The 20295-nt window shown below is 49.4% G+C and carries 15 protein-coding genes; 6 read left to right on the plus strand and 9 right to left on the minus strand.

The genetic code is table 11. The features are described 5' to 3' along the window. Positions 1 to 22: 22 nt before the first annotated feature. The 3 genes from msrB to prmC form a co-directional block, all read right to left on the minus strand. Positions 23 to 535, minus strand: a complete 513-nt coding sequence (gene msrB / locus ACYVK4_RS12590; protein WP_461127867.1) for a peptide-methionine (R)-S-oxide reductase MsrB — start codon at positions 533 to 535, stop codon at positions 23 to 25. Positions 536 to 599: 64 nt separating this feature from the next. Continuing rightward, positions 600 to 1577, minus strand: coding sequence for an AAA family ATPase (locus tag ACYVK4_RS12595; protein WP_461127868.1), 978 nt, complete (start codon positions 1575 to 1577; stop codon positions 600 to 602). A gap of 136 nt (positions 1578 to 1713) precedes the next feature. After that, positions 1714 to 2562: a peptide chain release factor N(5)-glutamine methyltransferase gene (gene prmC, locus ACYVK4_RS12600; RefSeq protein ID WP_461129593.1), complete on the minus strand. Its 849-nt coding sequence runs from the start codon at positions 2560 to 2562 to the stop codon at positions 1714 to 1716. Positions 2563 to 2708: 146 nt separating this feature from the next. Here prmC and ribD point away from each other — a divergent pair, with 146 nt between their 5' ends. Together ribD and ACYVK4_RS12610 are read left to right on the plus strand one after the other, a co-directional pair. Then, positions 2709 to 3791 carry a bifunctional diaminohydroxyphosphoribosylaminopyrimidine deaminase/5-amino-6-(5-phosphoribosylamino)uracil reductase RibD gene (gene ribD, locus ACYVK4_RS12605; RefSeq protein ID WP_461127869.1) on the plus strand — a complete coding sequence of 361 codons (1083 nt, stop codon included), beginning with the start codon at positions 2709 to 2711 and terminating at the stop codon, positions 3789 to 3791. Positions 3792 to 3831: 40 nt separating this feature from the next. After that, positions 3832 to 4038 (plus strand): hypothetical protein, encoded by a 207-nt coding sequence (locus ACYVK4_RS12610; RefSeq protein ID WP_461127870.1) that lies wholly within the window; start codon positions 3832 to 3834, stop codon positions 4036 to 4038. Positions 4039 to 4130: 92 nt separating this feature from the next. Here the strand turns inward: ACYVK4_RS12610 and ACYVK4_RS12615 are convergent, their stop codons facing one another. The 3 genes from ACYVK4_RS12615 to nagA form a co-directional block, all read right to left on the minus strand. Beyond that, positions 4131 to 4640, minus strand: coding sequence for a hypothetical protein (locus tag ACYVK4_RS12615; protein WP_461127871.1), 510 nt, complete (start codon positions 4638 to 4640; stop codon positions 4131 to 4133). Between the two features lie 14 nt (positions 4641 to 4654). Further along, positions 4655 to 7609 carry a TonB-dependent receptor gene (locus ACYVK4_RS12620; RefSeq protein ID WP_461127872.1) on the minus strand — a complete coding sequence of 985 codons (2955 nt, stop codon included), beginning with the start codon at positions 7607 to 7609 and terminating at the stop codon, positions 4655 to 4657. A 744-nt stretch (positions 7610 to 8353) separates the two neighbouring features. Further along, the gene (nagA, locus tag ACYVK4_RS12625) at positions 8354 to 9523 is read right to left on the minus strand and encodes an N-acetylglucosamine-6-phosphate deacetylase (protein WP_461127873.1); all 1170 of its coding nucleotides are present in this window, start codon (positions 9521 to 9523) and stop codon (positions 8354 to 8356) included. Positions 9524 to 9630: 107 nt separating this feature from the next. Between nagA and ACYVK4_RS12630 the strand changes: the two genes are divergently transcribed. Both ACYVK4_RS12630 and ACYVK4_RS12635 read left to right on the plus strand, forming a co-directional pair. Further along, positions 9631 to 10911 carry a 3-phosphoshikimate 1-carboxyvinyltransferase gene (locus ACYVK4_RS12630; protein WP_461127874.1) on the plus strand — a complete coding sequence of 427 codons (1281 nt, stop codon included), beginning with the start codon at positions 9631 to 9633 and terminating at the stop codon, positions 10909 to 10911. 82 nt (positions 10912 to 10993) lie between these two features. Beyond that, the gene (locus tag ACYVK4_RS12635; protein WP_461127875.1) at positions 10994 to 11803 is read left to right on the plus strand and encodes a phytanoyl-CoA dioxygenase family protein; all 810 of its coding nucleotides are present in this window, start codon (positions 10994 to 10996) and stop codon (positions 11801 to 11803) included. 41 nt (positions 11804 to 11844) lie between these two features. On the opposite strand, the gene ACYVK4_RS12640 is transcribed toward ACYVK4_RS12635, so the two are convergent. The 3 genes from ACYVK4_RS12640 to ACYVK4_RS12650 all read right to left on the minus strand — a co-directional run bounded on the left by ACYVK4_RS12640 (position 11845) and on the right by ACYVK4_RS12650 (position 17840). Further along, on the minus strand, positions 11845 to 13248 hold the full coding sequence (locus ACYVK4_RS12640; RefSeq protein WP_461127876.1) for a sensor histidine kinase: 1404 nt from the start codon (positions 13246 to 13248) through the stop codon (positions 11845 to 11847). 116 nt (positions 13249 to 13364) lie between these two features. Continuing rightward, positions 13365 to 14042, minus strand: a complete 678-nt coding sequence (locus ACYVK4_RS12645; protein WP_461129594.1) for a response regulator — start codon at positions 14040 to 14042, stop codon at positions 13365 to 13367. A 699-nt stretch (positions 14043 to 14741) separates the two neighbouring features. Continuing rightward, the gene (locus tag ACYVK4_RS12650; RefSeq protein ID WP_461127877.1) at positions 14742 to 17840 is read right to left on the minus strand and encodes an efflux RND transporter permease subunit; all 3099 of its coding nucleotides are present in this window, start codon (positions 17838 to 17840) and stop codon (positions 14742 to 14744) included. A gap of 228 nt (positions 17841 to 18068) precedes the next feature. Here ACYVK4_RS12650 and ACYVK4_RS12655 point away from each other — a divergent pair, with 228 nt between their 5' ends. Next, positions 18069 to 19928, plus strand: a complete 1860-nt coding sequence (locus tag ACYVK4_RS12655) for a glycoside hydrolase family 2 protein (RefSeq protein WP_461127878.1) — start codon at positions 18069 to 18071, stop codon at positions 19926 to 19928. Between the two features lie 157 nt (positions 19929 to 20085). Then, positions 20086 to 20292, plus strand: a complete 207-nt coding sequence (locus ACYVK4_RS12660) for a heavy-metal-associated domain-containing protein (RefSeq protein ID WP_461127879.1) — start codon at positions 20086 to 20088, stop codon at positions 20290 to 20292. Positions 20293 to 20295 lie beyond the last annotated feature (3 nt).

Consider the following 20295-nt stretch of genomic DNA (forward strand, 5'->3'; position numbering starts at 1 on the left):
GAAGGTTTGTTATATAAAGACTTTACGGCTTTAGCTGCGCAAACGTCATAGCCTCGCCGTTCATGCAGTAGCGCAAACCAGTCGGTTCAGGACCATCTGGAAAGACATGGCCCAGGTGCGCGTCGCAAACGGAACAGCGAACCTCCGTTCGGTTGCCGTCCGGTTCGGTATAAACCGCATTGGTAACGATAGGTGCGAAGAAGCTAGGCCAGCCGGTGTGAGAATCAAACTTGGTCGTTGATGGGAACAACGGATTATGGCAGCAAACGCAGCTATAAACGCCCGGGCGTCGCTCATGTGTAAGCTCACTACTGTTGGGCCATTCGGTGTCGCTCTTGCGGGTTATGTTGTACTGGGAACGCGTCAGGAGCTTTTTCCAATCTGCGTCCGGCTTCTCGACCCGTCGATTATTGGGTGAAGTTGCACCGGGCGGTCGTTGATGTGGAGGCCTTGGTTTGGCAACAAACGTGCCGTACGCCCACAAACCACTCGCCAGAACAAGGGCAATCACGATGAATAACCTGTTTTGCTGCATACCAACTGATTTTACAATCTCTGGTTACAAAACACAAAACGGATACTATCTCGTTCACCACCGTTTAACGGCCAATGGCAACTTTCCGGAGAATGGAGTCAATGACTTGTAAGGTGGTCACACCGTCGGCTTCAGCTTCGTAATTGAGCATGATCCGGTGATTGAAAACGTCAGGCGCTACTTCTTTGATGTCTTCAGGCAACACATAGTCACGACGATCGAAGTAGGCAAGCGCTTTGGCGGCCAGGTTCAGGTTGATGCTGGCTCGTGGCGAGACCCCAAACTGAATATAACGAGCTTCGTCGCGAAGGTTGTACTCCAGTGGGCGTCGGGTCGCAAAAACCAGTTCAATGATATAGCGCTCCAGCGTTTCGGAAATAGTGACGCTGTTGATTTCATTGCGAATGGCCACCAGCTCCTGTTTGCCTAATACTGGCTGAACCTCATAATCGAAATTCATATTCGACATTCGACGCATGACTGCCAATTCGTCTTCCCGGTTCAGATAGTCGACGAACACTTTCATCATGAATCGGTCTACCTGCGCTTCGGGTAGGGGGTAGGTTCCTTCCTGCTCAACCGGGTTCTGAGTGGCGAGCACCAGAAAGGGGCGATCCAGTACAAAGGTCTCTTCGCCGATCGTTACCTGTTTTTCCTGCATAGCTTCAAGCAACGCAGCCTGTACTTTAGCGGGCGAGCGGTTGACTTCATCGGCCAGAATCAGGTTGGCAAAAATAGGCCCCTGCTTCACTTCAAATTCAGCCGTTTTCTGGTTGAAGATCATCGTGCCGATCAGATCGGCGGGAAGTAGATCGGGGGTGAACTGAATTCGCTGAAAATCCAGTTCCAGTACTTTTGCCAGCGTATTGATGGTTAACGTCTTGGCTAGCCCCGGTACCCCTTCCAGTAAAATGTGCCCACCCGTAAACAAGCCAATGAGCAGCCGATTGAGCAGTCGGTCCTGACCAACCACCACCTGGCTCATCTCGCTGAACACATCGCGGATTTTGGTATGGTAGGTAAACGAGGTTGATGGTTGCATGAAGAGAATTAGTCAGTAAGTCAGTAAGCGGCTTCGCTTAAGTCAGTAAGTCGGTAAGTGGCTGACGCATGAGTTTTGCTCGCGCGTCAGCCACTTACCGACTTACTGACTTAAGCGAAGCTGCTTACTGACTCTTTTAAAACGTTATCCGAATACTTCGGTCTTTGCCGTGAATGTCTTTGAACATCTGTATTTTGGTGAACCCTCGTTCGGCAAATACCTGCCGGGTGGCTTCGCCAAATCGTTCGTTGATTTCTACATAACAGGCTCCATCTTTTGTCAGGTGCCGGACGCAGAAATCAGCAACAGCTTTATAAAAAACAAGCGGGTCGTTATCATCAACGAACAGCGCCAGATCGGGTTCGTAATCCAGCACATTGCGGTCCATATCGGCCGCTTCTGAACGCGTAACATAAGGCGGGTTACTAACGACACAGTCGAACCGCTTACTGAAATCGGCGGGAACATTCAGAATGTCCTGAATGGCAAATTCCACATCAGCATGAAGATTCTCGGCGTTATGGCGTGCCAGGGCCAGCGCTTTCTCGGACACATCCCAGCCCGTCACAACCGACTGGGGCAGGAAGCGAGCCATCGTAATGGCGATACAGCCGCTGCCCGTACCGATGTCCAGAATGGGGACATCGTCAAGGCGGTCAGCAAAATCGTGCATGATGAGCCGAACCAGATCTTCCGTTTCGGGGCGCGGAATCAGTACATCGGGTGAAACCTCGAACTCTAAACCGCAAAAAATCGTCGTGCCAATAACGTGTTGAATCGGTTCCTGACGGTTAAGGCGTTCAAGTATCTTAAACCAGTCGGGTTCCGTTCGGTTAGGAGGAAGCGGTTTATCCGTCAGCACATCCGTTTTGCGGAAACCAAAATAATGGTCGAGCAGCATAAACGCCATTTCGCGAGCTTCTTCGGGCGGATAAGCCGTGATGTTTTTACTGAGTCGTTCGTATAGGGGTTTGGCAGTAGCCATTTGAGTCGGGACAAGTAATTTTGCCAAAAATAGGAAAGTTTAGGCGGTTCGATTATCCACCTGGGCCAGATTAACCAAATATCATCAACCGTAAGCAGATGTGACTTGCTGTTGAAGAGACTAAAATCACAAATAGTATACCAATCATGACCGCAGAAAGCTTCATGCAGCGCGCCCTCGAACTGGCCTCACTGGGTAGGGGCCATGTCAGCCCCAATCCCATGGTTGGCTGTGTCATTACCCATGAACCGATGGGTGGGAGCCCGCGCATCATTGGCGAAGGGTGGCATGAACGATATGGCGAGTGGCATGCCGAAGTGAACGCTGTCCGGTCCGTACGAGCCGAAGATACCCATTTACTGGCTGAGGCAACCGTTTATGTTACGCTGGAACCCTGTTCGCACTGGGGTAAGACGCCACCCTGCGCCGATTTGCTGATTGCCAACAAGGTAAAGCGGGTCGTATGCTGTAATGATGACCCCAATCCACTAGTAGCCGGACAGGGGTTTGCTAAATTAAAGGCGGCTGGCATTGCCGTCGAAACAGGCCTTCTGGCAGAGCAGGGGAGGGCCTTGAATGCCCGTTTCTTTACATTCTTTGAACAAAAACGGCCCTATGTTCTCCTCAAGTGGGCTGAAACAACAGACGGTTTTATAGCCGGTGAGCAGAGCAAACCGGTAAAAATAAGTGGCGATCCGGCCCATCGGCTGGTACACCGCTGGCGAAGTGAAGAAGATGCTATTATGGTGGGCACCAACACCGCCCGTATCGATAATCCCCGGCTGAATACCCGGTTGTGGCCCGGAAAAAATCCAACGCGTATCGTTTTGGACAGAAACTTGACCCTGTCTGATGAACTACACCTGTTCGATGGTTCACAGCCGACGATTATTTATCACCAGGTTGACGAGGCAACTAATGGACCTGTTCTGGAACGGCTTAATGTACAGTATACCCGTTTAAATGGTAGTGCAGCTTCGCCAGATTACGTGTCTATGCTTACTCCACTCTTGCAGGATTTGTATGAACGTAGGATTCAGTCCGTATTAGTGGAAGGGGGGGCGAGCCTGCTACACTCATTTATTGAAGCGGGGCTGTGGGACGAAATGCGGGTTTTTCGAAGTCCGTCAATGCTCGCAACAGGAGTGAAAGCACCCACTGTACGGGGTCACATACACAGTCGGGAACGAGTGGGTCATGATGAATTAACAATCTACATGAAGCTATGAGTGAAATAATTTACTGCATCGCCAGGCTCAGTCTGGTCTTTTGCCTGGGACAACTATCCGCTACACACGGCCGATCAGGACAATAAGCTGGACATTACTGTATACTGTATGCAGCAGCGCCAACAAGTATAAGACCTATGCGTTCGATGGGGTTCGCATCAACCGATTCAACACATTGTTGCCCATCACCAAACCCATTAAGCGGGGTGCGTATATGGGTAGTCATTTCGACGGAGTATATAAGTGAAACCACACAAAAAGGCTCCGGTTGGTCGAAACATACGGATTACATGATCCAGATACGTTTCAACCAGCCGGAGCCCGTCAATTTTCAGTATATCAATTCCCCTGCGCTACGGGGGTGGCATTTGCGCCGATATTACCACTGGCCATTAGGCTTGTGCCCGACATCACTTTCACGTTCGCATTGTAGCTGGTTAACTTATCGTAAAAACCGGCTTCGTTGATAATGAAGAATTTACTGGTGGTGAACTCACCAGTGGCACCACTGATCGCATCGAGCGGTTTCAGCGCCTTCACGGTAGCATCCGTCGCTTTTCCTTCATAGATAGATGAGGTATAGGACGTTCCTGCCACCGTATTGTAGAGACCAATCTCGACCAGTGTAGTGGTCGTATTGTACTTGTAAAACACCACCCGTCCATACACTGTGGCACCGCTAGCCGATGTTAACGTATAGGACTTGTAGGTCGTTACCGTGCCGCCACCGGGGGCCGCGCTTGTGTTGGGCTCATATTTATTCTGCTCACAAGCGCTCAGGAAGATAAGCATGGACAGAAACAGGCCAATGGCAGGAACAACGCTTCTTTTATTGAAAAATAGATTCATAGCTGGAGTGACAATTAGAAGTTGAACATCAAACGGCCGTAGTAGTAAGCCCCATTGGATCCTTGCTGATTGTTGGAGTAGAGGTAAAAGCCCTGATTCTCCGGACGAAGAATTTGTGGGTATTTATCAAAGATGTTGCTACCCCCAATCGACACTTTCACGTTACGGCTCAGATCGTAGCCGAAGCTCAGGTCAAAAACGGCCTGACCCGAGAAGGTCTGATCGTAATAATTGCCGTCGTTGTCAGCCGAAACAGACCGCTCAGTGACCGACCCAAAGTAAGTGCCTCTCAGCATTGTGTTGAATTTGTTCACCCGATACGTAACCGAACCGATCAGCTTTGTGCGGGGCGTTCCGGTTTCGAACTGGCCGACAAGGTCCCGACTGAGGTATTTGCCAACAATTTGCTCAGGGGTAAGATTAGCGACATTCAGAGGAAGAACTTTACGGTTGAGCACCGTATTCTTGCTGAGAATAGTGGCAAGGCTAAATGTAATACTTTTGCCTTTTTGTAAGTTGAGCGTGTAATTACCAACGGCTTCAAGACCTTTAGAGCGTACATCCGCACCATTCACGAAGAACTGAGCTTCGCCCTCACCGATTACTTCGCCATAGTTATTGCCAACTTCTGACGCGTTGAAATAGCTGGTTCTGAAGATACGGTTGTCTACGTCGATCTGGTAGGCATCCAACGTTACTTCAAACCCTGGTGCTGGCTGGTAGGTAAGTCCCAGACCATAGGTACGGGATTGCTCCTGTTTCAGCCCTTTGATACCCAAAACCCGGGCCGCTGTACTGTTCGTTGGGTAGGTCGTAACATCCAGGGGCTGCGGAATGCCATTTCTGTCCGGTACGAAAGCCGTAGCCGTGTGGGTGTAGTTCAACTCCTGAAGAGAGGGAGCCCGGAAGCCCGTGGCAATCGACCCGCGCAGAGACAGGTTTTTCGTTATCGAATAACGGGCGGCCAGTTTACCGATCGTCACGCCACCAAAATCAGAGTAGTTCTCTAACCGGAAAGCACCGGCGACCATGAATTTCCGGGAAACTTCCAGTTCTGCGTCTACATAGGCAGCCATAGTCGTTCTGAATTCGTTGCGCTCATTTTTGGGACCGAAACCAGCAAAGCACTGGCAGTTCGACGACAGCGATTTAACGGTAACCTGCTGCCCGGCCGTAACGGCCACTGGATTGCCATTGGCGTCAACAATCGGTTGGCTGCTGCCATTTTCCAGGGGTTTGCCATCCGGACCAACCAGCAAACCATCTTTAACGACAGTGAGGACACCGGCCGAACCGTATGTATAACTTTCTTCCTGCCCTTTCATGATCTTGTAATTCTCAACGCGCATTTCAGCCCCGAAGGCGATGTTCAGTCCATTCATTACCCCTTTAAAATAGCGTGACATGTCGAGGTTGGTAGAGTTCTGGCTGAACTCGTGCGTACCCAGATTCATATTCACCGGGGTATTGGAACCCAGGGAGGCATTCATGGTATTGATCATTCCCAGGCGCATGGTGTTTTTGCCAAAGGTGTTGCTGAAGTCAACACTAAATTCCCCGATTTTGCTCTTCAGACCTACTGTATTTGAGATGTCGGAGGTGTTAGACGTCATCTGAGGTCTGAAACCATTTGGATATAGGAGGTAATTGAATCGGTCCGTTTGAGCAGGGCGACGGAAGTAGCAGGAGAACCCTTCCAGATATTTATAAGAAGCGCCCCCAAAACTATAGACGCTGGTATTGGCGTTTATCTCATAACCTGCATTATAAAATGTGCTTCCCAGAGTAATGGCCGGCATACCGGCATATACCGCGAAATCGGCTTTGGTTAAGCCCCGGGCACTCATTAAACCGGCTTCCGTGGTAACAGATGCGATCTGGGCCGCATTACCGGATGCCTGTGCGGTGATCAATTCAGGATTGGTGATGACAGGGTTACCGTTCTTGTCCGTTCTGAGGTTGTTCAGATAGGTTTTGTCATAAAAACCCCAATCGTTTACGAATGGACGAAGGGTGGGGCGACGCTGTGTGATCTGACCCGACAGGTTGAAATAGCCTTTATCGCCAATTTTGAAGCCATAGTTGGCATCGAACTGGTAATTGAAGCCATCGGGTTTGCCCGATTTTGTGAGCGCGCCCGCCTGACCGCCCGTGTTGGCGTAGCCGCCACCCGTCAGGTTTGCCGTCAATTTGTTGGTACCTTTTTTCAGGATGATGTTGACCACACCGGCTACGGCATCGGAGCCATACTGGGCAGCAGCACCATCACGTAAAATTTCAACCCGATCAATGGCTGCTACCGGAATTGTCATTAAATCAACGGTGGTTGATGGGCTTCCTACTGCCGTTTCGGTGATGAGCAGGGCCGACGTGTGGCGTCGCTTGCCGTTTACCAAAACAAGTATTTGGTTGGGAGCCATGTTCCGAAGCTGAACCGGGTCAACGTGCGAGTTTAAGTCCCCGCCCTGCGACCGGACGGCGTTGAAGCTGGGGGCCACAAAGGCCAGCATCTGTGCCAGATCGATTTGTGGAAGCTCTCCCATAATGTCTTTGATCGAAATAACATCGACTGGAACGGGTGTTTCCAGAATAGTACGACCCGTATTGCGGGAGCCGGTTACGATCAATTCCGTTAGTTGAGTGGCATCCTCATCCAGTAAAATATTGAAGTTGGTTTCCGAGCCTACTTTCACCTCTTTCGACTTAAAGCCAATGAAACTGAAAACCAGTACATCATTGGGGGTTGCTTCCAGCGAAAACTTCCCTTCTGCATCTGTGACGGCTCCCCGGCGGCTATTTCCCTTAACCAAAACGTTGACTCCCTGAATTATTTCGGAGTTAACCGTAGCGGCTACTTTTCCGGTTATACGCTTACTCTGAGCCAAAGCCGTCATGGGGCATAAGGCTGCCGTAATAAACATGGCAACGAGTGCGGGGATGATGTGATACTTACGTAGTTTTTCTTTCATGTTTAGTGCTTGAATACAGTTTAACTGATTAGTTGTTAGCGTATTACGACATTCTTATTTAAGTGATTTGACGTTGGATGTTGCACTGTGCATTAAAAAGACTGGGCAAAAGACTTCCACAAGCCGATTTTTTCGGCTTCAGCAAACGAGAAATGAATACGTAGAACTTCGTTGTGATCAGGCCAATGGTGATAGACAGGCTGATCACAAGCTTCCTGAATAGGCGACTCTCTACTAACTATCCGTGCGCACGAACTGAGAGTATGTTTTGTTGTACTTTGTCAAATATGCCAATTATAATAATGAAGTCAAATAGAAAAGTAGAATATAATACGGTAATATTAGATAAGTGAAAGATATAGTTGTTTTCAAAATATTTTTCTGAAAATTTTCTTCAAAAACGTGACATAACCAGGTGATTCTTCGATCGTAAAAGCCTGTGGTTATCACTTGATTTAGGCATTATGAACAAACATATATGCATTTTTTAGCTTACGTACGTCTGGTAAAATGCTATAAAATAGGCACTTAACAGAATATATTCGTATCAGCATATCTTAAAGAGTAGTGGGGCATAGGGTAAGGTTTCATAAATCATTCATGACTTGTGAGAGTTGGATTGATCCCTTGAGTCAATCAAAGCAGGTTTTCTAGACATATACCTAAAAAAGGAGTGGCCTCAGATAAGTCTGAAGCCACTCCTTTTTTAGGACTGCTTTACAAAGTTGGTTTGAACAGTAAGTATCAGGCAAACAACTCGCCCGATGTCCATACGCTCTTTACCCGCAGAGACGCGTCCAGCCGAACCACGTTTGCTACATAGTTCGGCTGGATTTTTCCGATCTGATGATCCATGCCAATGATTTCTGCTGGCACCGCAGAGGCCATCCGTAAGGCACTGGTCAAGGGAATTCCTGCCTGTTCAACGGCAATTTTGACACAATCCACCAGCGTAATTGCGGAGCCAGCCAGATTTCCTTCATTATTTACATAGCGACCCGGCCCATTCGGGTCGGCTTCAAAATGAACGATGAATTGCTCAAGTTCAAAGGTAGAACGGGGCGGATTGGCGAATAGGGCATCGGAGATAAGAAATAACCGTTCCCCCAGCAGTCGGTAGGCAATTCGGATGGCTGTAGTGTTGCAGTGATAACTGTCGGCAATGATACTGGCTCGCACCGTTGGGTGATCAAATACGGCGCCTACCACACCCGGTTCCCGACTTTCGTATCCTCGCATGGCATTATATAAATGCGTTGCCAGCGGAATGCCCTCATTGAAGGCTTTCGTGGCCTGCGTATACGTGGCGTTACTGTGGCCCAGAGAAAGCAATGTATTGGCATGTTTTAGTCTCTGTATCGTCGCTAACTGATCGTCGGTTAGTATTTCGGGAGCCAGCGTTAGGATGCGGATGACGTCGGCATTGGTGCTGAACAGGGCTTCCAACTCGCCTTCGGCAGGCGTTCGAACATAGGCCGTGCTGTGCGCCCCCCGTTTAACCGGATTAAAATAGGGACCTTCGATGTGAATACCCGGTACGCCCAACGGATTCTCTGACCTTACCACCTGCACTGCTGCCATCGACGTCCGCATAATGGCGAGCGAAGTTGAATGTATGGTGGGCAGTAAGGTTGTGGTGCCGTTTTTGGCATGCGACCGGTAAATATGCCGAACCGTTTCGGGAGTGGGCTGGTCGTTCAGAAACAGGTTAGAGCCACCATATAGTTGTAAATCAATGAAGCCCGGTACAAGATAGTCGCCGTTGAAATCGATTATCTGAACGTTCTCATCGGTAAAGTCATCGGTCGAAGTGGGGCTGATTCGGGCAATATGTCCGTTTGTGATGTAGACCGAACTGCCGGGTAACCAGTCAGTTCCGGTAAAAACGTGGGCATTTATAAGATTATATGACATTTGGGTCAGGACGGAATTCTACCAGGTCAATCAAATGATGACCGGAATGTAGCCGATTTTTCGTTTTTTTGCGAACTATTTCAAGTCAGTACCAACCTGTTTTTCTTTTGAACGCCGTTCGTTTAACTCCCCCCGCCACGCTTACACAGTCCGGACTGGAGGGTCCAGGAATTGTTCAGGCTACCATTCCATTGGCCTCGTCGAAAAGTGAAAGTAATCGTGCTTTAATTATTGATGCACTTACGGGCTTTCGCTGCGATCTGCAAAACCTGTCAACCGCCCGGGACACCCAGACCATGATCAGGTTGTTGAAGTCTGATGATCCAACGGCCGATGTCCTGGATGCGGGTACGACCATGCGTTTTCTAACCGCCTACTTCAGCATTACCGGACAGAAAAAAGTAATGACCGGTACGCCCCGCATGTGCGAACGCCCAATTGGTATTCTGGTGGATGCGTTGCGGGTATTGGGTGCTGACATTACCTACCTGAAAAATGAAGGGTATCCACCCTTGCAGATCAACGGTTTTTCGGCCGTTGCGGAATCAACGCCAACCGTTAGTATTCGTGGAGATGTCAGCAGCCAGTATATTTCAGCACTCGTCATGATCGCCCCCTTGTTGCCTGCCGGGTTGACCCTGCAACTGACAGGAGCGGTTGGTTCGCGTCCGTATATAGAAATGACGCTGGAACAGATGCGGTATTTTGGTGCCGATGTGCAGGCAAACTGGGAAACGAAGACGATTACGGTGGCCCCGCAGCCTTACACACCAAAACCTTACGCGATTGAATCTGACTGGTCCGGGGCGAGCTATTGGTATAGTGTAGCCGCTTTGGCGAAGGATGAAACGGCCGAAATAAATTTGCTTGGGCTTAAGGTGAAATCTCTACAGGGCGACAGTGCGATCGTGTCCATCATGCAGGCGTTAGGAGTAGAGAGTACATTCACCGATTCGGGCGTTCGGCTAACAAAATGTCCGGTCAGTGAATCGCTGGCATGGGATTTCACCGACTGCCCTGACCTGGCGCAGACGGTAGCGGTTTGTGCAGCCATGAAAGGCGTTATTCTACGACTTACCGGTATCGAAAGTCTGAAGATCAAAGAGACTGATCGGGTGGCTGCCCTCCAGGCCGAGTTGCAGAAAATCGGAGCTGAATTAGTAGAAATAGAGTCTAATCACCTCTACGAAGTGCATCGGCTTGACAACGCACCAGCGTCTCCGGCAGTCATTGACACCTACGATGATCATCGGATGGCCATGGCGTTTGCCCCCGTAGCCATGCAGCAGGAAATTATTATTGATGAACCCGGTGTTGTGGCTAAATCATACCCGTCGTTTTGGGATGACATGGCCCGCGTGACAACTGTTGAGTTCATAAAGGAATAAACTATTCGTTAATTTGTACTTGTGTTACCCCAGCCAGAACGCAGGCATGGATACGGAACACAGGGTATATAACTTACACTAGATGATGACACGTCGGGAGCAATTTGAACAACAGGGCTACCTCATTGTCCGCAATGTTTTTACCCCCGAAGAAGTAACTGCCTTACGGAAGTCGGCCTATGAGCACCGGGACCGGCAAAAAGCGCAGGGGCTGGTGGCTCAGGTCAAGCAGGCAGCCTCCGTTAAGGGCGACCTGCTGAGTAAGGACGGTTTGGGGTGGGTCATCTACGACACCCGCATCGTATCGGTTGCCTCCGAATTGTTAGGCGACGCACCCGTTTATTTTTCTGACAGTACTTACCAGATCGGAACCGGAACGCGGGGGTTTCACCGCGATAATATTGACCGGTACCAGTTTGGACAGGGAGCCGATTGGGAGGGTAGTTACCCACTCATTCGCTTCGGTATTTATTTGCAGGACCACGACACCTATAGTGGGGGCATCCGCTTTAAAGAAGGGACGCATCGGGCCGCCGATGGGGCCGATGTTTTTGCCGATACCCGTGCGGGTGATATTGTCGTCTGGAACATGCGGACGCTTCACAGCGGTAATGCCCGCCGAATGAAAGTTCTCAACAACCTGCCCCTGCACGTCGGACTGGAGAACCGGTTGCCGGATTTCCTGTTTCGTGAGCAACAGGGCGAACGGGTTTCATTATTTTTCAGCTACGGACTGGAAGGCAAACACCTTGATCGGTACCTGGAACAACACATACAGAAGCGTGCCGACATGCAGGAAAATGTACGGCTATCGATTTACAGCCCCGAAACGCTGAAGAAAGCTGAACAAAGTAACGTGAAAGTACTGGATGTGAAAGGCCTGCTGAACTAAGTAGAGGGTATAGCCAACTCGAAAAACAGGCTTTGAGCAATCTATTCTGACGTGATGCTATCGCCGGACTTATGCGTGTCGCCCGATGGTGTTTTGTTTAGTTTAGGGAGAGAAATACGGAAAATGGTGCCTTCTCCAACGCCCGATTCAACCATGATACGACCTTTGTGTAATTCAATGATCCGTCGGGTCAGCGCCAACCCAATGCCGTGCCCATTAATTGTCATTGTCGATTCCGACCGGTAGAAAGGCTCGAAAATATGCGCCAAATCACTTTCCGGAATGCCGTAACCGTGATCGCTGAACGTCAGTTTTATCTTTCCGGATGTGAATAGAATGCGTACCGACATCCGGCCGTCCGGTGAATATTTACAGCCATTCTCCATCAGATTTTGAAACGCCGTTTGCAGAAGTGATTCTTCCCCGATGATGACCAGATCCTCTTCCTGAGCTGGAAGATTATCAAAATCAATGTCGATCTGATAATTGGGCTTTTTGCTGACGATCTGGCTTTGGGCCTGCCATAATAACTCATCAATGCGGACTGGCTGATAGTTCAGCGTAACCACATCCGAACTGGCTCGTGCCAGTTCGAGTAGCCCATTGACCAGCCGAATCATACTTTTCACTTCATCGAGCAAGGCGTCGAATGCAACTTCGTATTCCTCCGTCGAACGTGCCTGCAACCGTGTCACTTCAATCTGCCCCATCATGACCGTTAGCGGTGTGCGGAGTTCATGGGAGGCATGGGAAACGAAACTTTTCTGGAGAACAAAAGCCTCTTCGAGTCGAATCAGGAGATTATTGAAGGTACGAGCCAGATCGGCGAGCTCGTCGCGCTGGCGACCCACGCGCAATCGCTCGTGTATGTTATTGGCCGAAATTGCGTTGACCTGTGTGATTAACTCCGCCACCGGTCGCAGGGCGTCAGTCGCAAACAGATAACCGGCAATACCCACAATGACCAGGCTGAGTAACCAGCCTGAAAACAGGATTTCGCGCAGGCGATCTAATTTTGTTAAACCGTACCGGTCATTTCCGGAAGCAACAATAATTAGCGGTTCGCCCCTTGCATTAAGATGCAGGACGCCAACTGCTTCCAGATCACCAATTCGGATATATTGAGATTGGCGAAGGGTAATTTTTTTTAGAAAATCCGGCGTTACCGGAAACCGGGGCCGTTGATTACCCTGATTAAATAAAACTAGGCCCGATTTGTTATAGACCGTAACCTGTTCGTCAGTGATAACGGGCAAGTCGGCCTGCGGTACTTCGCCAACATCCTCCCGAAGCCGAATTGTGGTAAAAGCTTTTTCCTGGAGACGCTGCTGAAACTCCTGTTCCCGAAACTGATCGTATAAGTAGTAGACCGAAACCGTAAAGAGGAGTACGATCGAGGCAACGAGCAATACGAACAGCAAGGTCAGGCGAGTACGGATATTCATTGTCTATCAGGAGCTAGAAGTCAGAAGCGAGGAGGCAGGAGTTGCTGACGCAGCACATAAAAACAACTGCGTCAGCAACTCCTACCTCCTCGCTTCTGACTCCTATTACTAATATATTAGTCTTCCTTCAACATATAGCCCATGCCAATGACGGTATGGATAAGTTTTGTTGGAAAATCCTTGTCAATCTTTTTGCGAAGAAAATTGACGTAGACATCGATCACATTGGTGCCGGTATCAAAGTGGATATCCCAGACTTTTTCGGCAATGTCTACCCGGGAAACGACCCGGCCCCGGTTGCGCATCAAGTAATCAAGCAAGCCAAATTCCTTGGCTGTCAACTCGATCCGCTTGTCGCCCCTCCGGGCAATCTTTTCATTAAGGTCTAATTCGAGGTCGGCGACTTTCAGTACATTCGACTGCATGCCTGCATCACTGCTTCGTTTGGTGAGTGCCCGCAAACGAGCCATCAGTTCCCGAAACTCGAATGGTTTTACTAAATAATCATCCGCTCCGGCTTCAAAGCCCGTCAATTTATCATCGACCGAGCCCATGGCTGTCAGCATCAAAACGGGGGTTCGATTTTTTTCCTGTCGAATCGACTGGACGACATCGAAGCCGTTCATTTTTGGTAGATTAATATCCAGCACAATCACGTCGTAGAGGTTATTGAGAGCCATATTTCGACCCACCTGCCCATCATAGGCAACATCTACTTCGCAGGATTGCTCCTCCAGCCCCTTTTTGACGAAAGAAGCCAACTTAGGCTCGTCTTCCACTACCAGAATCTTCATATCGGCAACATACATAGCTATTGGCTGATTTAAAAACGGCAGAACAAATAATTATTAAAAAAATAGACACACAGCCTAGCGCAAAGTGCCAAAAATGAAATTGGCAAATGTCTTCCGGGTTGAGGCCATAAAACTCGGATGGTCACCTTAAAAGGGCTTGAAATTAAAATTAAAAGGCTGTTAAATTAACGTGAATGATGGCTGTATCTAGGTTAAAACGGGTCCGTTATGTACGCTTAATGCAATATTTTTTAACCACAGAGGGACAAAGAGGACAGAAGTTGATGGGGAAGAAAGTACCCTAATCAACCGCTGTCCTCTTTGTCCCTCTGTGGTTAAAAAAAAGATCTATTAGCTATATGTATGAGCTAAATTTTGATCGAGCCAACCCATTATTCAGGTTAAATTAAGTGGGAGCAGGCTGGTAGACTAACAAAAAAGCCGCTCCGAACATCGGGGCGGCTTTCCGCTTCTATCCACACCATTTCAAGACTGACGACCGGGCGGCCGCCAAATCTTGATGTTCAACCTTCCCTTTGTAAAGGATTGTTATGCTAAAAGTAAGCAATTTCTTTTATACACACAGCAAAGTGACCTCTTTTTGTGTGTAAGACACTGCAAATGTTGCAACATCTTTCTAGAAAAACGTAAAATGTCAATTAAAATTATTTAACGTAGCACAAATGATTCCTCTGCCCGTTAATTATCGCTGAATTTGTGTCGATAAAACACATAAAAAATAAGCGGAAATATAAATAGTGTTAACAAAGTGGCGGTAATAAGGCCACCAATTACGACAATGGCTAGTGGTTTGGCTGTTTCGGAGCCTATCCCATGCGATACGGCTGCCGGAATGAGGCCGATCCCCGCCATCATAGCGGTCATCACAACAGGTCGAATACGGGAAATCACGCCATCGCGTATCGCGTTGTTCAAGGGTATGTTGTTGCGTAAGTTCTTCTTGAAAACAGAGATGAGAATAACGCCATTCTGAATACAAATGCCAAATAGGGCAATGAACCCGATACCAGCCGAAATACTGAAATTTACATGGGTGATGAGCAGGGCGGCAATGCCACCAATGATGGCAAAGGGAACATTGAACAACACCAGACCAGCGTCTTTCACATTGCCGAACAGGACGAAAAGAATAAAGAAAATGGCCAGCAAACTGATCGGAACCACCTGCGCCAGTCGGGCGGTGGCACGTTGCTGATTCTCGAAATCGCCGGCCCATTTAGCCGTGTAGCCCGTTGGAAGTTTTACTTTCGCCAGCACTTTTTGCTGCGCTTCGGCCACGGCGCTACCCATATCGCGTCCACGGACGGAGAACTTAACGGCCCCATACCGTTGACCTGCCTCCCGGAATATAAGAACCGGACCCGTTTGGGTATATACTTTGGCAATCTCTTTGATCGGGATCATAGTACCATTTTCGGTGGGCACCATCAACTGACTGATCTGAAGTTCACTGGAACGGAACGGCCGATCGTAACGAATGCGGAGGTCAAATTTTCGCTCACCTTCGTAGATCTGTGTGGCTGCTTTACCACCGATGGCCATTTCTATGACGGCTTCGGCATCTGACTTGTTGACGCCATACAGCGCTAGTTTCTGCTCGTCCAGCTCAATACGCATTTCCGGCTGACCCGTGGTCCGAATCACACCGAGGTCTTCGATGCCCTGAACGGTAGCCAGTTGGTTGCGAATCTCATTCGCTTTTGCTTCCAGAATCGTCTGATCGGGTCCGTATATTTTAACGGCAATGGACCCTTTTACGCCTGATACAGCTTCTTCCACATTGTCCATTATGGGTTGCGAAAAACCAAAATTCACACCAGGAAAAATGCTCAGTTTTTTCTGCATGTTTTCGATTAATTCTTCCTTGCTCAGCCCGCTTTTCCATTCGTCCTGCGGGTAGATATCAACCAGAAACTCAATGTTATAAAAGCCTGTTGGATCGGTGCCGTCATTGGGTCGGCCGGTTTGCGAAATAACCCCTTTAACTTCCGGAAACTGGTCAAAAATATGGCGCATCTGAACGGTCTGTTTTACCGATTCGGGCAGCGAAATACTCATCGGCATAGTAGCCCGAACATAAATGGAACCTTCATTCAGCTCCGGCAGAAATTCAGTGCCCAGCAATGAAAAGCCCGACAAGCCAACCACTACCAATAACCCCGTTAATAGAATACTGATTTTTTTATGCGCATAGGTGAAATTGAACACCCTTGTTGAGAGATTTGTCACAACATTGACGAATGGATTATGCTTCTCGCGAACGTTCTTTCTGAGCAATATGCTGGACAGAACCGGTACCAGCGTCAGAGTGAAAATCAGCGCACCCAGCAAGGCAAAGCCAAGGGTCCAGGCCAGGGGGGAGAACATTTTGCCCTCTACTTTCTGAAAGGAAAAGATAGGGATCAGACAGGTAATAATGATGGCTTTTGAGAAGAAAATGGCCTTACCCATCTCGGTACCCGTCCGTCTGATCAGGCCCAGTTTAGACAGGCGGTTGAACTTTGCCATGCCCTGCTGGTGAGCCAGTTCGTCGAGGGTGACGAAAATGCCTTCCACCATCACTACGGCCCCGTCCACGATGATTCCAAAGTCGATAGCACCCATCGACAGCAGGTTGGCCGACATTCCCTTAAGCCGCAGGCAGATAAAGGCGAACAACAGTGCCAGCGGAATTACAATGGACACCGTTAGGGTAGTGCGCCAGTCGGCCATGAACAGGAACACAATGACCGTTACGAAGATAATGCCTTCGATCAGGTTATGCGTAACCGTATGGGTTGAGAAATTGATGAGCGTCTCGCGGTTGTAGAAGGTGTTGATCTTAACGTCGCTGGGCAGAATGCTGGTATTCAGCTCGTTAATTTTGGCTTTTACCCGTTCAATTACTTCGCTTGGGTTTTCGCCCTTGCGCATAACGACAATACACTCCACCTCATCGTCCTGCTTATCGCGGCCGGCCTGACCCAGTCGGGGTAGGGCCGACTCGGATACCTGGGCTACGTTATGAACCGTTATGGGTGTTCCTTTGATATTCTTGATGATAATATTCTGAATGTCCTGCTGGTTTTTGAGGAGGCCAATGCCCCGGACCACATAAGCTTCCGAATTTTTTTCAATGACATCACCACCTACGTTCACGTTGGCGTTGGCTACTGCCTGGTACAGTTGCAGCGGGGTAATGTTGTAATCGATTAATCGGCGGGGATCTACCGAAATTTCATAGGTTTTTACCTCTCCTCCAAAGCTAACCACGTCAGCCACCCCGGCCACACTTTTCAACTGGCGGTCGATGACCCAATCCTGAATAGTTTTGAGTTCGCGGGCCGTGCGGGTGGGCGACTGGAGGGTATAGCGAAAAATTTCGCCGGTGGGGCCATAAGGGGGTTGTACATCAGGCTTAATACCTTCGGGTAGTTCGACCCCGTTCAGCAGGTTGTTGACCTGCTGGCGGGCAAATGTGTCATCGACGCCATCGTCGAACAGAACCTTGACTACAGAAAGACCAAACAGCGAAGTCGAGCGGATATCTGTCCGTTTTTGAACGGAGTTCAAGCCGATTTCGATGGGGATGGTCACGAACTTCTCCACTTCCTCCGCCGAACGACCCGGCCACTGCGTGATAAGCGTAATCTGGGTGTTGGTAACGTCGGGGAATGCTTCGATCGGCGTATTCTGGTAACTGATGATACCGGCTACGACGGACAGTCCAGTCAGAAAAAAAATGAAAAATTTATTCTTCAGCGAGAAGGATAAAATGCTTTTGATGAATTTATTCATACCGTTTACGGCGCAGACTTTGTTGCCCACAAATGTGCTGGCATGAACTTAAATTGGGCTTAAGCCCCGGTTAAAAGTGCGTTAAATAAACAATAGAGGCTATTAAGTTTAGAAAGGTCCGGTTTTAGTCGGCAAATATGTGGAAGTGTAAATTTTTAGATCATTCTTCCGTTTGATGCGTTTAGTAGTTACCTAACATAGTTACAGCTCTTAATTTTCTCAAACGTTATGTCCGAAATCCAATCAAATTTTGGTTTTGCCGGCAGTAAAGAAGAACCTGCTTTAGTAGAAGAACCGATCAACCCGCTCCCCAGAGCTGTTCTGCGCCCGAATACGCACTGGCTGCTGGATGGCGAATGGCATTTTGCCGTTGACTCCAATGATGCCGGTCTGCGCGACCGGTGGTTCCTGGGTTACCCGTATGAAGATACGGCGGAGTGGCCCGGTTCCATTGAAGCCCATATGGCCCAGGCCAAAGGGCAAGTCAGCCCGGCTCTCTGGCAGGACAAAGTAATTGCCTGGTATGAGCGGGAGTTCGACATGCCCGAGCGAACGGACCCCACCGCCAAGTCGATCATTCAACTGACATTCGGGGCCTGTGGCTACGAAACCCGGGTATGGCTCAATGGACATCCGCTCAATACTATCGAAGGAGAAGCCGTTCACTATGGTGAATATACCTCGTTTTCATACGAACTCGCCGACGAACAACTGCGGCCCACTAACCGGCTGACCGTTCGGATTGCCGATACTATGGATGCCGAAACGCCACGGGGCAAGCAGGAGTCGCACGTGTACAAGCGGGGGGGTATCTGGTACCAAACGTACACGGGTGCCGTCCGTTCGGTATGGCTGGAAACGGTGGAGCGAAACCGCTTGCGCTCCAGAGTAGGTGTTGTCAGTACTATTGAAGACCATTTATTACGCTTCACCATAACGACCCGAATCCACGACCCCGGCGATTATACGCTACGGCTTCAGGTTTTTGAGCGAAAAGCTGCGGAGTCCGATCTCCCGATTGCCACGTCTGACTTCCCGCTTCGCCTTGAAGCGGGTCAGAAACAGCAGCGCGTTTCACTCGAAGCACCTAATACAGAACTCTGGTCGCCGGAAACGCCGATCCGCTACCGGCTCGTGGCGCAACTCATCGACCGCGACGGTTATGTGGCACAGATCGAAACACAATTCGGTCTGCGGAAAATTGAAGCCCGCGGCCGACTGGTTTACCTGAATAACAAGCCTATCTACCTCGACGGTATTTTGTATCAACCCGGCACGGCCACCTACGACGAGATGAAACGGCATATGAAGGCGATGAAAGAACTGGGTTGTAATCTGGTTCGGGTACACATTGCCGGCATTGACCCGCGTATCTACAATCTGGCCGATCGGCTGGGGCTGTTGCTTTGGGTTGAGGTGCCCAGTCCGCACAGCTCCACATCGCGAAGCCGGCATAATCACCAGGCCGAATTACTGCGTATGCTGGCCCTCATTGGGTCGCATCCCTCAGTGGTGATCTGGAGCCTGTATAATGAAGACTGGGGTGCACAGGATATTGCTACCAATCCCGGAACCCGAGAATATATTACCAATATGTACCATTTTATGCAGCTGGCCTACCCGCAGTTTCTGGTGGTCGATAACGATGGCTGGCAGCATATTTCGTTTGAAGGACGTCTGAAATCAGATCTGCTGACGGCCCATCTATACACACCTGATCCCGGACATTGGCGTTCTCTCCTCGACCGGCTGGTGGCGGGTGATCTGGATACGGTAGCCGCTTTCCCACTGGTCGTTGGCGATCCGTTCTTTTATCGAAAACAGGTGCCGCTGATTGTGAGTGAGTGGGGCGGTTTCGGCTTCGCTAATTACGGCGGTCCGCAGGGAGCCGAAGATCGGGCCGAACGAATCAAGCTGTTCAAAGACGAAATGCGGAAACGTCCGATTGCCGGGGATGTGTACACCCAGGCAACGAATATCGAAGATGAACAGAATGGCCTGATCGATCCACATACCGGTGAATTGTCGGTACCGGCCGGTCTGTTGGCATCGGGTGGTTATGGGGATGGGTCCGGGCCATCGCTTTAAACGAAAAAGCAGCACCGCAGGCAACAGGATATCCTGTTGCCTGCGGTGCTGCTTTTTCGTTTCAGCTGTAATTCTGTACGGCTCACCAGTAATTCTATAAGCCGGAATGGATGCTTCTGCATCAACTTTGTGTTATACTACTAAAGACATCAGAATCATGGAAACAGTAAAGCTTAAAACCAATATAAAATGCGGTAACTGCATTGCCACCGTCACGCCGTTCCTAAACGACGCCGTGGGCGAAGGAAACTGGCAGGTGGATATTAAAGACCCTAAAAAAGTACTGACAGTGGAAAACGCTTCTGTAGATCAGGTCAGGCAGGCCGTCGAAAAAGCAGGCTACAAGGCCGAATTGCTAAACTAAACG

This window comes from Spirosoma aerophilum, from assembly GCF_054782495.1.

What these genes read in the sequence shown, in the direction of transcription:
- msrB (WP_461127867.1), bottom strand. Translation starts at nt 535, where the DNA reads ATGCAGCAAAACAGGTTATTCATCGTGATTGCCCTTGTTCTGGCGAGT.
- ACYVK4_RS12595 (WP_461127868.1), bottom strand. Translation starts at nt 1,577, where the DNA reads ATGCAACCATCAACCTCGTTTACCTACCATACCAAAATCCGCGATGTG.
- prmC (WP_461129593.1), bottom strand. Translation starts at nt 2,562, where the DNA reads ATGGCTACTGCCAAACCCCTATACGAACGACTCAGTAAAAACATCACG.
- ribD (WP_461127869.1), top strand. Translation starts at nt 2,709, where the DNA reads ATGACCGCAGAAAGCTTCATGCAGCGCGCCCTCGAACTGGCCTCACTG.
- ACYVK4_RS12615 (WP_461127871.1), bottom strand. Translation starts at nt 4,640, where the DNA reads ATGAATCTATTTTTCAATAAAAGAAGCGTTGTTCCTGCCATTGGCCTG.
- ACYVK4_RS12620 (WP_461127872.1), bottom strand. Translation starts at nt 7,609, where the DNA reads ATGAAAGAAAAACTACGTAAGTATCACATCATCCCCGCACTCGTTGCC.
- nagA (WP_461127873.1), bottom strand. Translation starts at nt 9,523, where the DNA reads ATGTCATATAATCTTATAAATGCCCACGTTTTTACCGGAACTGACTGG.
- ACYVK4_RS12635 (WP_461127875.1), top strand. Translation starts at nt 10,994, where the DNA reads ATGATGACACGTCGGGAGCAATTTGAACAACAGGGCTACCTCATTGTC.
- ACYVK4_RS12640 (WP_461127876.1), bottom strand. Translation starts at nt 13,248, where the DNA reads ATGAATATCCGTACTCGCCTGACCTTGCTGTTCGTATTGCTCGTTGCC.
- ACYVK4_RS12645 (WP_461129594.1), bottom strand. Translation starts at nt 14,042, where the DNA reads ATGAAGATTCTGGTAGTGGAAGACGAGCCTAAGTTGGCTTCTTTCGTC.
- ACYVK4_RS12650 (WP_461127877.1), bottom strand. Translation starts at nt 17,840, where the DNA reads ATGAATAAATTCATCAAAAGCATTTTATCCTTCTCGCTGAAGAATAAA.
- ACYVK4_RS12655 (WP_461127878.1), top strand. Translation starts at nt 18,069, where the DNA reads ATGTCCGAAATCCAATCAAATTTTGGTTTTGCCGGCAGTAAAGAAGAA.
- ACYVK4_RS12660 (WP_461127879.1), top strand. Translation starts at nt 20,086, where the DNA reads ATGGAAACAGTAAAGCTTAAAACCAATATAAAATGCGGTAACTGCATT.